We start from the raw sequence: 15,117 nt of genomic DNA, 5'->3' as shown, positions 1-15,117 counted from the left end.
AATGGACCTTCAAGGCTTTCTTCAACAGCAAGCGCCGGACTACGCCGATACCCAGGCGCTAGGCCGGTGCCTGCGGGCGATCGTCGAGGCGGGTCTTGATCAGTTGCCCTTGCCCGGCGATGGCCAGACCCTGGCGCGTTTCCAGCGTCTGGCCGAGGTCGGTGGGCATGACCTGGGGTTGTGCAAGTTATACGAAGGCCATACCGACGCGCTGGCGATCATCCAGCAACTCGGGGGGTCGCCGACCCCGGCCAGCACTTGGGGCATGTGGGCGGCCGAACCGCCCCAGGCCAAGGTTCGGCTCAGCCCTTCGGGGCATATGGTTTCGCTCAACGGGCGCAAGGCCTGGTGTTCGGGCGCGGCGGTGCTCAGCCATGCCTTGCTCACGGCGTGGGATGAACAGGACCGGCAGCAATTGGTCGCGGTGGCGCTGGATCAACCCGGCGTCAACGTCACGACGCAGGGCTGGCAAGCGGTGGGCATGGGCGCCACCGGCAGCGTGGAGGTGGTGTTCGAAGGGGCCGAGGCGCAAGCCATCGGCAACCCCGGCGACTACTTGCAGCGGCCGGGGTTCTGGCAAGGCGGGATCGGCATTGCCGCGTGCTGGTACGGCGCGGCCCAGAGTATCGCCGAGCGTTTGCGCCGGCACTGCGCACAACGCCCGGAACCCCATGCTTTGGCACATCTCGGCGCGGTCGACAGTGCCTTGCACGCAGCGGCGCAAGTGTTGCGGGTCAGTGCTTTGACCATCGATGCCAATCCCCTGGATAACGCCGAAGTGCTCGCTCGACGCGCCCGTGCGGTGGTCGAGCACAGCGTCGAGCAGGTCATCCGGCACGTCGGCCATGCCCTCGGCGCCGGGCCTTTTTGCAAGGATCGGCAGTTCGCCCAATTGATGGCGGATCTGCCGGTGTTCCTGCGCCAAAGCCACGCCGAACGGGATCTCGCCGCCCTCGGCGAACAGGTCGTCAGCGGAGGTTGGGCGCTATGAAAGCCAACCCCATCGTCGGCCAAGGCACGCCCCTGCACCTGTGGCAAAGCTCGCGACACCTGGCGCAAGTGCCGGTGATCGACATCCTCGACCTGGTGCCCGAAGGTTCCCGCGCCGTGATCATCGCCCCACACCCGGACGATGAAGTGCTCGGTTGCGGCGGCTTCCTGCAACTGCTCGCCGACGCGGGCCGGTCCCTACAACTGATCTCGGTCACCGACGGCAGCGCCAGTCACCCCGGCTCCCGGCGTTGGCCCGTGGAGCGCCTGAGCGCCGTGCGGCCGCAGGAATCCGCCGAAGCCCTGCGCCGACTCGGCCTGCCGGTGCACAGCCTGGAATGGTTGCGTGGCGGGTTTGCCGACAGTCAGGTCGCGGCGCGGGAAGTCGAGCTGATTGCGTTCATCGAACGGCATTTGCAGCCCGACGACGTGGTCTTCACCACCTGGCGCGAGGACGGCCATTGCGACCACGAAGCCGTGGGCCGCGCCAGTGCCGAGGCGGCCAGACGGGTGCGCGCGACGCTGCACGAACTGCCGGTCTGGACCTGGCATTGGGCAACCCCGGAAGACCGTGTCGTGCCGTGGCACCGGGCACGCAAGATTCTGCTCGACCCGCCACTGATCGCGCGCAAGCGTCACGCGATCCAGGCCTTCGCCAGCCAGTTGGAAGGCGACCCGCACATCGGCCTGGCGCCGGTGCTGCCGCCCTACGTGCTGGACCGCTTACTGCAACCGTTCGAAGTGGTGTTTGTATGAGTGTCGAGGATCGCTATTTCGACGGACTGTTTTCCGGCAACGATGACCCTTGGGCGTTTCGCCAACGCTGGTACGAACAGCGCAAACGCGCGATCACCCTCGCTGCCCTGCCCCGGCCCCATTACCGCGCGATCTTCGAGCCCGGCTGTGCCAACGGCGAACTCAGCGCCGAACTGGCCAGCCGCTGCGACCGCCTGCTGTGTTGCGACACCGCGGCCGCCGCCGTCGCCCTGGCCCGCACACGCCTGAGCCTGTTCGACCACGCCGAAGTGCGCCAGAGCCGTTTGCCCGCCGAGTGGCCCGAGGAGAAATTCGACCTGATCGTGATCAGTGAGATCGGCTATTACCTGGATGCCGACGACCTGAAACGCCTGATCGTCAAGGCCGAACAGTCGCTGACGGCGGACGGCCAATTGCTTGCCTGCCACTGGCGCCCGCCCATCGACGGCTGCCCGCTGAATGCCCGTCAGGTGCATGACTTGCTCCACGAACAGTTGCATCTGCCGCGCCTGGTCCTGCACCAGGAAGCGGATTTCCTGTTGGAACTCTGGAGCCGAGAACCCCGCTCCGTGGCGGCTCTGGAGGGCTTGCGATGATTGGAATCCTGATCCCGGCACACAACGAAGAAGACCTGCTCGAACCCTGTATCCGCGCTGCGCTGCGGGCCGGCTGCCATGAACGGCTGGAGGGCGAACCGGTGATGGTGCTGGTGGTGCTCGACAGTTGCACCGACCGCTCCGCCTGGATCGTCGAGCAATACCCGGTGCACAGCCTGGCGATCGAGGCACGCAATGTGGGTCAGGCCCGCGCCGCCGGGGCACGCTATCTGCTGGAACAGGGTGCGCGCTGGATTTCCTGTTCCGACGCCGACAGCCTGGTCGCCAAGGACTGGCTGGTGGCGCAACTGGCCCTGGGCGCCGATGCGGTATGCGGCACGGTCACCGTGGATCAGTGGACCGCTGATTTCGATGAGTCGGCGCAGATTCGCTATCACCAGCATTACCAGGCCCGGGACGGTCACCGGCACATCCACGGCGCTAACCTGGGCATCAGCGCCGAGGCTTATCAGCGCGCCGGCGGGTTTGAAGCCCTGGCCTGCGATGAAGATGTGCAACTGGTGCGCCAGTTGGAACTCAGCGGGGCGAACATCGCCTGGAGCCATCAACCGCAAGTGCTGACCAGCGCCCGGCTGGACAGCCGTGCACGGGGTGGTTTCGGGGATTTTTTGCGAAACATGGTACAGATTGAATAAAAAAACCGGATCAGATGTAACCGCGAGGCGACGAACAGGGTTGTATGAGCAATACTCTGCTGGCCGCAATCCAGGGTTCGGAGCGCGGCACATTGCTATCAACCAGCCTTCACGGGTCTGCCAGGCTTGACGATCAAGCGTTGCACGACTGAGGGCGAGACAGAACAAGGATGTAGCCCATGAAATCGGTTTACCTCAGCGAAAGCAGCCTGCCTTCCCAGATCTGGAACAACGCCCAGCAACTGGACAACATCCCGGTCATCAATACTCAAACCCTGGTCCCCGAAGGCGCACGCGCCGTGGTGATCGCGCCCCATCCGGGCGATGAAGTGGTCATGTGCGGTGGCTTGCTGCAACTGCTGTCCTCCCTCGGCCATCCCCTGCAACTGATCTCGATCACCGACGGCAGCGCCAGCCATCCGGGCTCGCAGCAATGGTCGGAAAAACGCTTGAGCGTGTTCCGCCCCCAGGAAAGTGTCGAGGCCTTGCGCCGCCTCGGCTTGCCGATGCACAGCCTGAAATGGATTCGTGGCGGCTTTACCGATAACGCCCTGGCCGAGCACGAGCAACCGTTGAGTCACTACATTGCGCGCTACCTGCGCCCCGGCGATGTGTTGTTCAGCACCTGGCGTGAAGACGGCACCGATGACCATGACGCCGTTGGCCGGGCCGCCGCCAGGGCTGCGGCGATCGTCGGCGTGGCGTTCTACGAAATGCCGGTCTGGGCCTGGCACTTGCCGACGCGCGACCAGGGGCAGATCCCCTGGCACCGCGCCCGCAAGTTGCGCCTCGACACCTGGACCATCGCCCGCAAAAGCCACGCCACCCATGCCTACGCGAGCCAGCTCGACGGCGAACCGGCCATCGGTATCGCACCGCTGCTGCCCAAGGCACTGCTCGAGCGGATTCGCCTGCCGTATGAAATCGTGTTCGTCTAAACGCGCCCCGTAGGAGCAAAGCTTGCTCGCGATGGCGATCTCACGGACGCCATCGCGGGCAAGCCTTGCTCCTACACAAAATCCCGCTGAACTGCCCGCGGCTCCATCAGTCGCATACTTATGCAGCCTGGATTCAGAGGAGCCAACGTGACCAGCGATTCAGAACACCGCACGCGCACATCGGCGCCCTTGAACACCCCCACCGCCATCCATCGACTGCGCGTGCTGACGGTCAATACCCACAAAGGCTTCACCGCGCTCAACCGCCGTTTCATCCTCCCGGAATTGCGCGAAGCGGTGCGCAGTACCTCGGCGGACCTGGTGTTCCTGCAGGAGGTGATTGGCGAACACGAGCGTCACTCTTCCCGCTACCACGAGTGGCCGCAGATGTCGCAATACGAGTTCCTTGCCGACAGCATGTGGAGTGATTTCGCCTATGGGCGCAACGCGGTCTACCCCGACGGCCATCACGGCAACGCGCTGCTGTCGAAGTACCCGATTCGCGAATTCCGCAACCTCGACGTCTCGATCACCGGCCCCGAACGCCGAGGCTTATTGCACTGTGTACTGGATGTGCCGGGCCACGCCGAAGTCCATGCGATCTGCGTGCACCTGAGCCTGCTCGAAAGCCATCGTCAGTTGCAGCTGCAGTTGCTCTGCCAACTGCTGGAGTCCCTGCCCGACGATGCGCCGGTGATCATCGCCGGCGACTTCAACGACTGGCAGCTGCAAGGCAATGCCGCCCTGGCCCGGCGCGATTACCTGCACGAAGCCTTCGAGCGCCATCATGGTCGCCCCGCCAAGACCTACCCGGCGCGCTTCCCGCTGTTGCGCCTGGACCGCATCTACCTGCGCAATGCCAGCAGCCACCACCCGACCATCCTCGGTAACCGGCCCTGGACCCACTTGTCGGACCACTTGCCGTTGGCGGTGGAAGTGCATCTGTGAGTGATGCAAGTCGGTTGAGTACCCTGTGGCGAGGGAGCTTGCTCCCTCGCCACAACAAGCCCTCGCCACGATGTCAGGGTTGACAGAACCATTCGTCAGTAGCGCTCCCCTTGGTCAAAGAATGCGACTACACCTTAAAAAAGCTTAAGGACTAGCACATTCAATTCGTTAGGGCCCGTGCCTTACGCAGTTCATGAATTAGGGTTGTTTTACAGTCCGGCGAACCACCAAGGATGACATCCCCCGAAACACGAGAAGGGATTCGCCATGAGTCGCTATGCCTGGCTGCTGCGGACAATGCCGCAGGTCTTCGTTGTTCCTGCTTCACTCCTGATTTTCGTCAGTCCCCCCGCCTCTGGCGCCTGCTCACTGATCGCCGGCCCCGGCAACGATGCCTTCACCTGCGACAGCGGCACCAGCGGTGCCTTGACCGATCTGGCGGGCAACAACAGCCTGACCTTCCCCGCCAACGGCACGGGCCGCATCAATGGCAACGTAACCTTTGGCGCCGGCAGCGACACCTTTGACATGAACTCCGGCACCCTCGCCGGTGCGCTCGATCAGGGTGACGGCAACGACCGCGTGCGCATCAGCGCCGGGCAAATCACCGGCGCCGTGAGCCAAGGCAACGGCATCGATGACTTCGTCATGAGCGGCGGCACGATTCAGTCCCTGGCCCAGGGCGATGGGCGTGACACCTTCCTGATGACCGGCGGCACGATCACCGGCGCCTTCGAGGATGGCGACGTGGCGCGGATGACCGGTGGCACCATCGGCCGGGTCGACATGAAGCTCGACAACAATATTTTCGACCTGTCCGGCGGGCAGATCCTCGGCAACCTGGTGACCGGGTTCGGCACCGACACCATCATCGTTTCCGGTGGCTTCATCGGCGGCAATATCAGCGTCAGCGGCGGCAACGACAGCATCACCGTGACCGGCGGCGAGATCGTCGGTGAAATCCGCGCCAGTGTCGGCGATGACATTTTGAACTGGAGCGGTGGCGGCATTATCCGCTCAGCCATCCTCATGGCCGAAGGTAACGACCGCGCGACTCTGAGCAACCTCAATGAAAGCATCCTCGCCCTGACCCCCAGTATCGACGGCGGAACCGGTAACGACCTGCTGACCTTCGACCGCACCGCCACCGCCAACCCCGCCCGCTACATCAACTGGGAAACGGTGAACCTGAGCAACGGCTCGCGATTCGACCTGGCCGGCAACTTCGTCCTGGGCGACAGCGCCAGCGGCACCGGGGCATTCAACATCGATTCCAGCAGCACCCTGACGTCGACTCAGGGCAGCATCACACCGTTCACCGCTGGCCAGTTCGCGACCCTGAACAACGCCGGGGTGATTGACCTGGCCAGCGGCAACACCCGCACCGACGACAGCCTGACCGTCCAGGGCAATTACGCCGGCAATAACGGCCAACTGCGGCTGCAAAGCGTGGTCGGCGACGACAGTTCCCCCAGCGATAAACTGGTGGTGAACAACGGCACCTTGACCGGCAGCACCGTGATCAGCGTCAGCAACCTGGGCGGCGTCGGCGGTTTGACCCAGCAGAACGGCATCCAGCTAGTCCAGGCCCAGGGCACGGCCGTCAGCGATAACAGCGCGTTTGTGCTCAATGGCACGGTGTCGGCGGGCGCCTATGATTACCGTCTGTTCAAGGGCGGCGTCACCGCAGGCACCGAGAACAGTTGGTACCTGCGCTCAGCGGTGGTCGCGCCAGCGGCGGCCTTTAGCATTCCCAATCCCGATCCAGACTTGCCGCCGATTATCGTACCAGCGGTGGCGACGCCCGTGGCAGCGGCCACGCCGACGATCTTCAGCATTCCCAACCCTGATCCAACCTTGCCGCCGATCCTCGTGGCGGCCGCCGCGACACCCACGGTCATCAGCATTCCCAACGCCGACCCGACCCTGCCACCGACCCTCGTCACCGTGCCCGCCGCACCGGCCGGCAGTTCGCCGCTACCCGTGTTGCCCGCCGCCGTCCCCGGGGCGGCGCCGATTCCCTTGTACCGCCCGGAAGTCCCGACCTGGTCGGTGCTGCCACCGGCCGCCGCGCAATTGACCCTCAGCGCCCTCGGCACCTTCCACGATCGCCAGGGCGAGCAGCGCCTGCTCACCGAGACCGGCGCCTTCAGCGCGGGTTGGGCGCGGGTCTATGGCCGGAATTTCGACCAGACCTGGGCCGGCACCGTGACGCCACGGCTCAACGGTTCGCTGAACGGTTTTCAAGTGGGCAACGATTTGTACAGCGCGCAAACCGACGGCGGGCAAACCCGGCGCACCGGGTTCTTCGTCGGTCACACCCGTTTACAGGGCGATGTCGACGGTTTCAACGAAGGCTTTGAAGGCAAGCGTGCCGGCAGCGTGGAACTGGAAGGCGACAGCTACGGCCTGTACTGGACGCTGACCGATCCCAAAGGCTGGTACGTCGATACGGTGGTCATGGGCACGCGCTTCGACGGCGATAACCGTTCCGAGCGCGGCCTCAAGCTCGACAACCGGGGGCACGCCCTGACGCTGTCGGCAGAGGCCGGCTACCCGATCACCCTGGCCGGCAACTGGGTGGTGGAACCCCAGGCCCAAGTGATTCACCAGAAAATCTCCCTGGACAGTCAGGACGACGGCATTTCCCGGGTGTCCTTCGATTCCGACGGCGCCTGGACCGGTCGCCTCGGTGCGCGCCTCAAGGGTCGTTATGAAGTCAGTGGTCGGCCGCTGGAGCCGTACCTGCGGGCCAATCTGTGGCACACGTTTTCGGGGACCGACACGGTGACGTTCGATCACGTCGACCGGATCGAGAGCGAACAGAAATCCTCCAGCGCCGACCTCGGGATCGGCGTGGTCCTGAGCCTGGATTCCTCCGTCAGCGTGTACGCCAGTGCCGATTACACCCGCAATATTGACAGTAATCCGTTGCGCGGCGTGGTGGGCAATGTCGGCGTCAGGTTGAGTTGGTAGGTGTTTAGCCAACTATCAAAGCCGCTGGCTTGAGGGTTTCTTGATGATCTTTTGTACAAACAATCACTTATAGACACGCGATAAAACAGACACTTGCAATCGCTAAAATAGCCCTACCATTTATCGGCCATTTTCTTGACGCAAGGTCACAGGTCTTCTTAGCTACACGTTACTACCCCCGGAAATACATCCGGGGCAAACCTTCAGACACCCGCATAAACGGGCGGCCATAGGCTTGCCTCAATCCATTCGGTCGCCCCTCATTCGGGGTAGGAGAGACGCCCAAGCGAGAAACGGCATGCGTGTGCAAGGTAGGCCTCCATGAAAACCTCATTCACCCCACAAGAGATCAGAATCACTGTTTGCACCGTCTCGAGCACACTGTTGCTGTGTTCATCCATGGATGTACAAGCCGGTCCCGCCGAAGACGACGCCACCCCTTGGTATCGTCAGGAGGTGCCGACATTGACCTTGCCCAATGTCGCCGCCACCTACCCGGGACGCTACACCTTCAACCCGGACTTGCGAAGTTCACACCTGACCATCGAAAACGCCGCACCCACTGCCTGGGATCAGCTCTATGGCCAAGCGTCACGCCAAGCCCAAACCGATGCGCTGTCCGGGAGTTTTGCGAACCCCGGTATCGACGAATTCAAAGGCCCGGCCATCCTGACCCTGCAAAGCAGCAGCGGTCATGTGCAACGGGTCGGGCTGATCGGGGGCACCAGCCAGTACCAGGGCAATAGCGATGGCTTGTTGACCGGCCGCGCGATGGCCGACCCCGGCAATGACACCCTCAACCTGCAAGGCCAGAGCCTCGGCGCCTACTGGAGCCTGACCGGGCCTCAAGGCTGGCACGTCGACCTGACCGCCAGCGGTGGCCGGGTCAATGGCTACAGCCGCGATGCCCAAGGCATGCGGCAAACCGCCGAGGGCAGCGCGATGACGGTGTCGGTGGAAGGTGGCTTCCCCATCGGCCTGGGCGAGAACTGGGTGGTGGAACCCCAGGCGCAATTGATCAACCAGCGCATTACCCTGGACACGCCCTATGCGGGGGCCAATAACGCGTCCTCCAGCGACCTGACGTCATGGAGCGGCCGGGTCGGTGCGCGGTTGAAAGGCAGTTACGACATCAATGGCCTGCCAGTCGAACCCTATGTGCGGACCAACTTGTGGCACACGGTGTACACCGGCACGACCGTGACCCTGGATCAGGTGGACAAGATCAGCAGCAGTCGCAATTCATCGACGGTGGATGTGGGATTGGGGTTGGTGGCCAGGGTCACGCCCGCCGTCAGCCTGTACGTCAGCGCCGATTACAGCAGTGACGTGGACGACAATGATTTGAATGGGTTGATTGGCAGTCTGGGGGTTCGGATGCGGTGGTGAGGTGATCGTTCCCACGCGCAGCAAAGGAATGCATCCCGGGACGCTCCGCGTCCCAATGGAACGCGGAGCGTCCCTTGAGGCATTCCTTTGCTGCGCGTGGGAACGATCAATTCCGTAGGAGCGAGGCTTGCCCGCGAAGGGAGCGACGCGGTGTTAGAGGATCAACCCTCCGGCCGCAAAATCAACACCGCCAGCGGCGGCAGATTCAACACCAGCGACAACGCCTGGCCGTGGCTCGGCTCTTCCTCGGTAAACGCCCCGCCGCCATTGCCATAGTTGGAACCGGCATAGGTGTCGGCGTCGCTGTTGATCAGCTCGGCCCAGCGTCCGGCAAACGGCACGCCGATGCGATAGGCCGGACGCGGCACCGGCGTGAAGTTGGCCACCACCAGCGCCGGCCGACCGTCCTTGCTCCAGCGCATAAAGGCGTAAACGCTGTTGACCGCATCATCGCCGATCAACCACTGGAAGCCTTGCGGCGCATCGTCCTGATCGTGCAGCGCCGGTTCTTCGCGGTACAACCGGTTGAGGTCACCGACCAGTTTTTGCACGCCTTTGTGCTCGGAGTACTGCAACAGGTACCAGTCCAGTTGCTGATCGTGATTCCACTCGCGCCACTGGCCAAACTCGCAGCCCATGAACAGCAGCTTCTTGCCCGGATGCGCCCACATGAAACTCAGGTAAGCCCGCAGATTCGCGAATTTCTGCCAGCGGTCGCCGGGCATCTTGTCGATCAGCGAGTGCTTGCCGTGCACCACTTCATCGTGGGAAATCGGCAGGATAAAACGCTCGGACCACGCATACACGAGGCCGAAACTCAGCTCGTTGTGATGATGGGCGCGGTACACCGGGTCCTGCTGGATGTAATGCAGCGAATCGTGCATCCAGCCCATGTTCCACTTGTAGTCGAAACCGAGGCCACCCTGCTGGGTGTTCTGGCTGACGCCGGGCCACGCGGTGGATTCTTCGGCGATCACCAAGGCACCGGGCGCTTCGAGGTCGACCACGTCATTGAGATGGCGCAGGAAATCGATGGCTTCCAGGTTTTCGCGACCGCCATGGCGGTTCGGCACCCATTCGCCGGCCTTGCGCGAGTAGTCGCGATAGAGCATCGAGGCCACGGCATCGACCCGCAGGCCATCGACGTGGAAGTGCTTGAGCCAGTGCAGCGCCGAGGCGAGCATGTAGCCGTGCACTTCGGTGCGCCCCAGGTTGTAGATCAACGTGTCCCAATCCTGGTGAAAGCCTTCCATCGGGTTGGCGTATTCATACAACGCCGTGCCGTCGAACTGCGCCAAACCATGGGTATCGGTGGGGAAATGCGCCGGTACCCAATCGAGGATCACGCCAATGTCGGCCTGGTGGCAGGCGTTGACGAACGCCGCGAAATCGTCCGGCGAGCCGTAACGCGCACTCGGGGCGAATTGCGAGAGCAATTGATAACCCCAGGAGCCACCGAACGGATGCTCCATGATCGGCATCAGTTCGATGTGGGTGAACCCCAACTCCTTCACATACGGAATCAGCCGATCAGCCAATTCGTGCCAGGTGTACTGGCGCGCGACTTCGCCCAGGTCATCCAGCTCGCATTGCCACGAACCGGCGTGCAATTCATAGATCGACAGCGGTGCGCTGGGTTTCTGCTTGTCAGCGCGCGACTGCATCCACTCATGGTCCTGCCAGTCGATGCTCAGGGGCGCCGCGACTCTCGAGGCGGTGTCCGGCGGCATCTGTGTAGCCAGGGCCATCGGGTCGGCCTTGAGCGGCAAAATGCCCTGGGCACCGAGGATTTCGTATTTGTAGGCCTCCCCCGCTTGCAGGCGCGGGATGAACAATTCCCAGACCCCGGTCGGATGACGCAAGCGCATCGGATGCCGACGGCCGTCCCAGACGTTGAAGTCGCCGACCACTGACACGCGTTTGGCGTTCGGCGCCCACACGGAGAAACGCACGCCATCGACGCCATCGACATTCTTCAACTGCGCGCCAAGGCACGCACTGAGGTCGCGGTGATTGCCCTCGGCGAACAGGTACAAGTCCATTTCACCGAGCAACGGCCCGAAGCTGTAAGGATCTTCCGCCACCTGCTCGCCACCGGCCCAGCGGGTGCGCAGCAGGTACGGCTGCGCGCGGTCGAAATGGCCGACGAACAGCCCCGGCGTCTGGGTGGCTTCAAGGTTGCCCAGCTCTTCGCCGGAATCCTTGGCCAACACCTGCACGCTCAGAGCGTCCGGCAGATAGGCGCGGATGAATTGCCCGCCCTGGTCATCGCCGTGGGGGCCGAGGATGGAAAACGGGTCGTGGTGTTCGGCGCGTACCAGCGCATCAATGTCTCGCGCCCTGGGTAGCAGCGCTTCTTTATGGTGCCCCTGTTCCTTGTTCGAGAAACTCATGACTACTCTCCACCAAGATCGGAAAAGGGTTTGAGCCCACTCAATAACCCATACAAACCGTGCAACGGCACCGGCAGCCAGGTGGGGCGGTTTTCCGCCTCATAAGCCACTTCATAGGCCGCCTTCTCCAGGCCGAACAACGCCAGTGCGGCGTCCTCGCCTTCAGGATCTTGCCACGCATGACCAAGACTAGCTGCCGCCAGCCGATAAGCGTCGATAAATGCCTGTTGCGCTTCAATTAAATAGCGGTCGGCCACCCGTTGCCGGGCCGCTTGAGCATCGGCGGTGTTGTCGACGTTATGCACGTTGATCGCCATCGCCGCGGCATAGTCGAAGGAGCGCAGCACGCCGCTGACATCTTTGTACGGACTGTGCTTGCCGCGACGCTCACTGAGCGGCCGCGCCGGTTCGCCTTCGAAGTCGATCAGGTAGGCATCGCCCTTGATCACCAGCACCTGGCCCAAGTGCAAGTCGCCGTGGACACGAATCCGCAAGCCACCCGCGGCTTTTTTGCCCAGTTCCTGGACATGGCCGAGGATGGTTTTTTTGTTGTCCAGCAAGCGAGTGACCAGCGCTTTGTCTGCCGGGTTCAATTCGCTTTGATGCTGCTTGAGCAACTTCAGCGCGTGTTCCAGTTGCGCCGCCACGTCCTTGGCCGAGGCCAGGGCTTCCTTCTGCGTAGTGACCTGCGGGGCGAAGTCCGGGTTGTCGCTCGGGGTCGCCAGCACCACGTGCATTTCCCCCAGGCGCTGGCCGAGCATGCCGGCAAAATCCTTCAACTCACCGAGGGCGTTGTAGTGCTGCTCCTGCTCGGACACGGCGTCAGCGAGTTCATCGCGCAGCGCCCGTTCGAGGTTGTTCTGGGTCCATTCCCAGGCATCGCCCTGATTGCTCAAGTAGCCCTGGGCAATCATCAACAGCGTGTCTTCACCCTGGGCATCGCGGCGAATCACCGAACCCAGCAGCGGTGAAATATTGGCGAACCCGGCCTGGGTCAGGTAAGCACTCATTTCCAGTTCCGGGTGCACGCCCGAGGCGATTTTGCGGATCAGTTTGAGCACCAGGCTGTTGCCGATCACCACCGAACTGTTGGACTGCTCGGCGGACAGGTAGCGCACTTCCGACTCGGCGCTCAGGCCGCGCTTGGCCAGTTCCTGGGTCGGTTCGAACCGAATCTCGCCTTCGCTGGACTGCAACACGGTACTGGCCTGCATGCCCTCAAGCACCGCGCGGACGTAGGTTTCCAGGCTGAACGCATCAGTGATCAAACCGACCTGACGCACACGGCGAACCCGCGACAGGGCCAGTTGTTGCGGCAGCGCCGCGCCAACCTGATCCTCGGAGATAAAGCCGAACGGCAGTTGATAACGACTGGTCTGGCCGCCGCTGGTGACGTCGATTTCACTCAACAGCACCGGGTGCAGCGGATCGCCGAAGCGTACGCCGTACGCGATGCTGACCTTGTCGATGGCCGCGTCCTTGCCGGCAAACCAGCGGCGGTTCTGCAACCAGTTCGGCAGGATGTCTTGCTCCAGGGTGCCGCGGGACGGCGCTTCGAGCAGTTCTTCCATGCGTTTTTTCAGCACCAGGGTGGTGAAGTCCGGCAGGCTTTGCGCCGGTTCCACGTGCCAGCTCGGCATCTGGTTTTCCGCCGCCAGGACGAACCAATAGAAGCCGTACGGCGCCAGGGTCAGCAGGAAATTCAACTGGCCGATGGGCGGGAAGGCGTTACCGCCGAGCATCTCCACCGGGACCATGCCGGCGTAGGCCGACAGGTCGAGTTCCGCCGCTTGCGCACTGCGCGACACGTTGGCCACGCAGAGGATGATTTCGTGCTTGCCGTCGGCGCCGGTGAATTCACGGGTATACGCCAGAATCCGGCGGTTGCTCGGCGAGAGCATTTTCAGCGTGCCACGGCCGAACGCCTTGGACTGCTTGCGCACGGCGAGCATGCGTCGGGTCCAGTTCAGCAGCGAATGCGGGTCGCCGGCCTGGGTTTCGACGTTGACCGACAGGTAGCCGTATTGCGGGTCCATGATCGGCGGCAGCACCAGGCTGGCCGGGTCGGCGCGGGAGAAGCCGCCGTTACGGTCGATGGACCATTGCATCGGCGTACGCACGCCGTCGCGGTCGCCGAGGTAGATGTTGTCGCCCATGCCGATTTCATCGCCGTAATACAAGGTCGGCGTGCCGGGCATCGACAGCAGCAGGCTGTTGAGCAGTTCGATGCGGCGACGGTCGCGCTCCATCAGCGGCGCGAGACGGCGGCGAATCCCCAGGTTGATCCGCGCCCGACGGTCGGCCGCGTAGTAATTCCACAGGTAATCGCGCTCCTTGTCGGTGACCATTTCCAGGGTCAGCTCATCGTGGTTGCGCAGGAAAATCGCCCACTGGCAGTTGGCCGGAATTTCCGGGGTCTGGCGCAGGATGTCGGTGATCGGGAAGCGGTCTTCCTGGGCCAGCGCCATGTACATGCGCGGCATCAGCGGGAAGTGGAACGCCATGTGGCATTCGTCGCCGTTCAGGCCGATGGAATCCGCGTCACCGAAGTACAGCTGCGTGTCTTCGGGCCATTGATTGGCCTCGGCCAGCAGCATGCGGTCGGGGTAGTTGGCATCGATTTCGGCACGGATCTGCTTCAAGACGTCGTGGGTCTCGGGCAGGTTCTCGTTGTTGGTGCCGTCGCGTTCGATCAGGTACGGGATCGCGTCCAGGCGCAGGCCGTCGATGCCCATGTCCAGCCAGTAGCGCATCACCGAGAGCACGGCTTTCATGACTTGCGGGTTGTCGAAGTTCAGGTCCGGCTGGTGGGAATAGAAACGGTGCCAGAAGTACTGACCGGCCACCGGGTCCCAGGTCCAGTTCGACTTCTCGGTGTCGAGGAAAATGATGCGGGTACCGGCGTACTTTTGGTCGTCATCCGACCAGACGTAGAAGTCCCGGGCGGCCGAGCCTTTTTTGGCTTTGCGCGCGCGCTGGAACCAGGCGTGCTGGTCGGAGGTGTGGTTGATGACCAGCTCGGTGATCACCCGCAAACCACGTTTGTGCGCCTCGGCGATAAAGCGCTTGGCGTCGGCCATGGTGCCGTAGTCGGAATGCACGCCACGGTATTCGGCGATGTCGTAGCCGTCATCGCGGCGCGGCGATGGATAGAACGGCAACAGCCAGATGGTGTTGACGCCCAGGTCGGCAATGTAGTCGAGTTTGGCGATCAGCCCGGGAAAGTCGCCGATCCCGTCATTGTTGGAGTCGAAAAAGGATTTAACGTGAACCTGGTAAATCACCGCATCCTTGTACCAGAGTGGATCCTTGATAAAAGTTGTGGCCTTGGGTTTCTTCGCCATTTGAAACTCCTGTTGAATTCGATAAAGCCACTGAGACGCTTGTGGCGAGGGAGCTTGCTCCCGCTGGGTTGCGCAGCAACCCCATTGCAGTTGATCCATTGCACCGCGTTCGCCGGTTTTACGACTGCTTC

10 protein-coding genes are annotated in these 15,117 nt (G+C 62.9%); 8 read left to right on the top strand and 2 right to left on the bottom strand.

What is annotated here, in order from left to right:
• Position 1 precedes the first annotated feature (1 nt).
• The 8 genes from ACZ89E_RS05840 (at position 2) to ACZ89E_RS05805 (ending at position 9,249) form a co-directional block, all read left to right on the top strand.
• The gene (locus ACZ89E_RS05840; protein ID WP_476255088.1) at positions 2–991 is read left to right on the top strand and encodes an acyl-CoA dehydrogenase; all 990 of its coding nucleotides are present in this window, start codon (positions 2–4) and stop codon (positions 989–991) included.
• The gene (locus tag ACZ89E_RS05835) at positions 988–1,746 is read left to right on the top strand and encodes a PIG-L deacetylase family protein (protein WP_476255087.1); all 759 of its coding nucleotides are present in this window, start codon (positions 988–990) and stop codon (positions 1,744–1,746) included. Before ACZ89E_RS05840 ends, ACZ89E_RS05835 begins: the two co-directional genes overlap by 4 nt.
• Positions 1,743–2,342, top strand: coding sequence for an SAM-dependent methyltransferase (locus ACZ89E_RS05830; RefSeq protein WP_476255086.1), 600 nt, complete (start codon positions 1,743–1,745; stop codon positions 2,340–2,342). The genes ACZ89E_RS05835 and ACZ89E_RS05830 overlap by 4 nt, the downstream gene beginning before the upstream one ends.
• Positions 2,339–2,998 (top strand): glycosyltransferase family 2 protein, encoded by a 660-nt coding sequence (locus ACZ89E_RS05825; protein ID WP_149661465.1) that lies wholly within the window; start codon positions 2,339–2,341, stop codon positions 2,996–2,998. Before ACZ89E_RS05830 ends, ACZ89E_RS05825 begins: the two co-directional genes overlap by 4 nt.
• 179 nt (positions 2,999–3,177) lie before the next feature.
• A complete protein-coding gene (locus ACZ89E_RS05820) occupies positions 3,178–3,936 on the top strand; it encodes a PIG-L deacetylase family protein (RefSeq protein WP_149661466.1) in 759 nt (252 codons plus the stop codon).
• Between the two features lie 147 nt (positions 3,937–4,083).
• Positions 4,084–4,884: an endonuclease/exonuclease/phosphatase family protein gene (locus tag ACZ89E_RS05815; protein WP_133840592.1), complete on the top strand. Its 801-nt coding sequence runs from the start codon at positions 4,084–4,086 to the stop codon at positions 4,882–4,884.
• Positions 4,885–5,181: 297 nt separating this feature from the next.
• Positions 5,182–7,860: an autotransporter family protein gene (locus ACZ89E_RS05810; protein ID WP_476257020.1), complete on the top strand. Its 2,679-nt coding sequence runs from the start codon at positions 5,182–5,184 to the stop codon at positions 7,858–7,860.
• 321 nt (positions 7,861–8,181) lie between these two features.
• On the top strand, positions 8,182–9,249 hold the full coding sequence (locus ACZ89E_RS05805) for an autotransporter domain-containing protein (RefSeq protein ID WP_476255085.1): 1,068 nt from the start codon (positions 8,182–8,184) through the stop codon (positions 9,247–9,249).
• 161 nt (positions 9,250–9,410) lie between these two features.
• Here the strand turns inward: ACZ89E_RS05805 and glgB are convergent, their stop codons facing one another.
• Positions 9,411–11,642, bottom strand: coding sequence for a 1,4-alpha-glucan branching protein GlgB (gene glgB, locus ACZ89E_RS05800; protein ID WP_149661470.1), 2,232 nt, complete (start codon positions 11,640–11,642; stop codon positions 9,411–9,413).
• A gap of 2 nt (positions 11,643–11,644) precedes the next feature.
• Positions 11,645–14,986: a maltose alpha-D-glucosyltransferase gene (gene treS / locus ACZ89E_RS05795; protein ID WP_476255084.1), complete on the bottom strand. Its 3,342-nt coding sequence runs from the start codon at positions 14,984–14,986 to the stop codon at positions 11,645–11,647.
• Positions 14,987–15,117 lie beyond the last annotated feature (131 nt).

Source organism: Pseudomonas sp. TE3899, from assembly GCF_056279105.1.
This window is presented reverse-complemented; position numbering and strand designations above follow the sequence as displayed.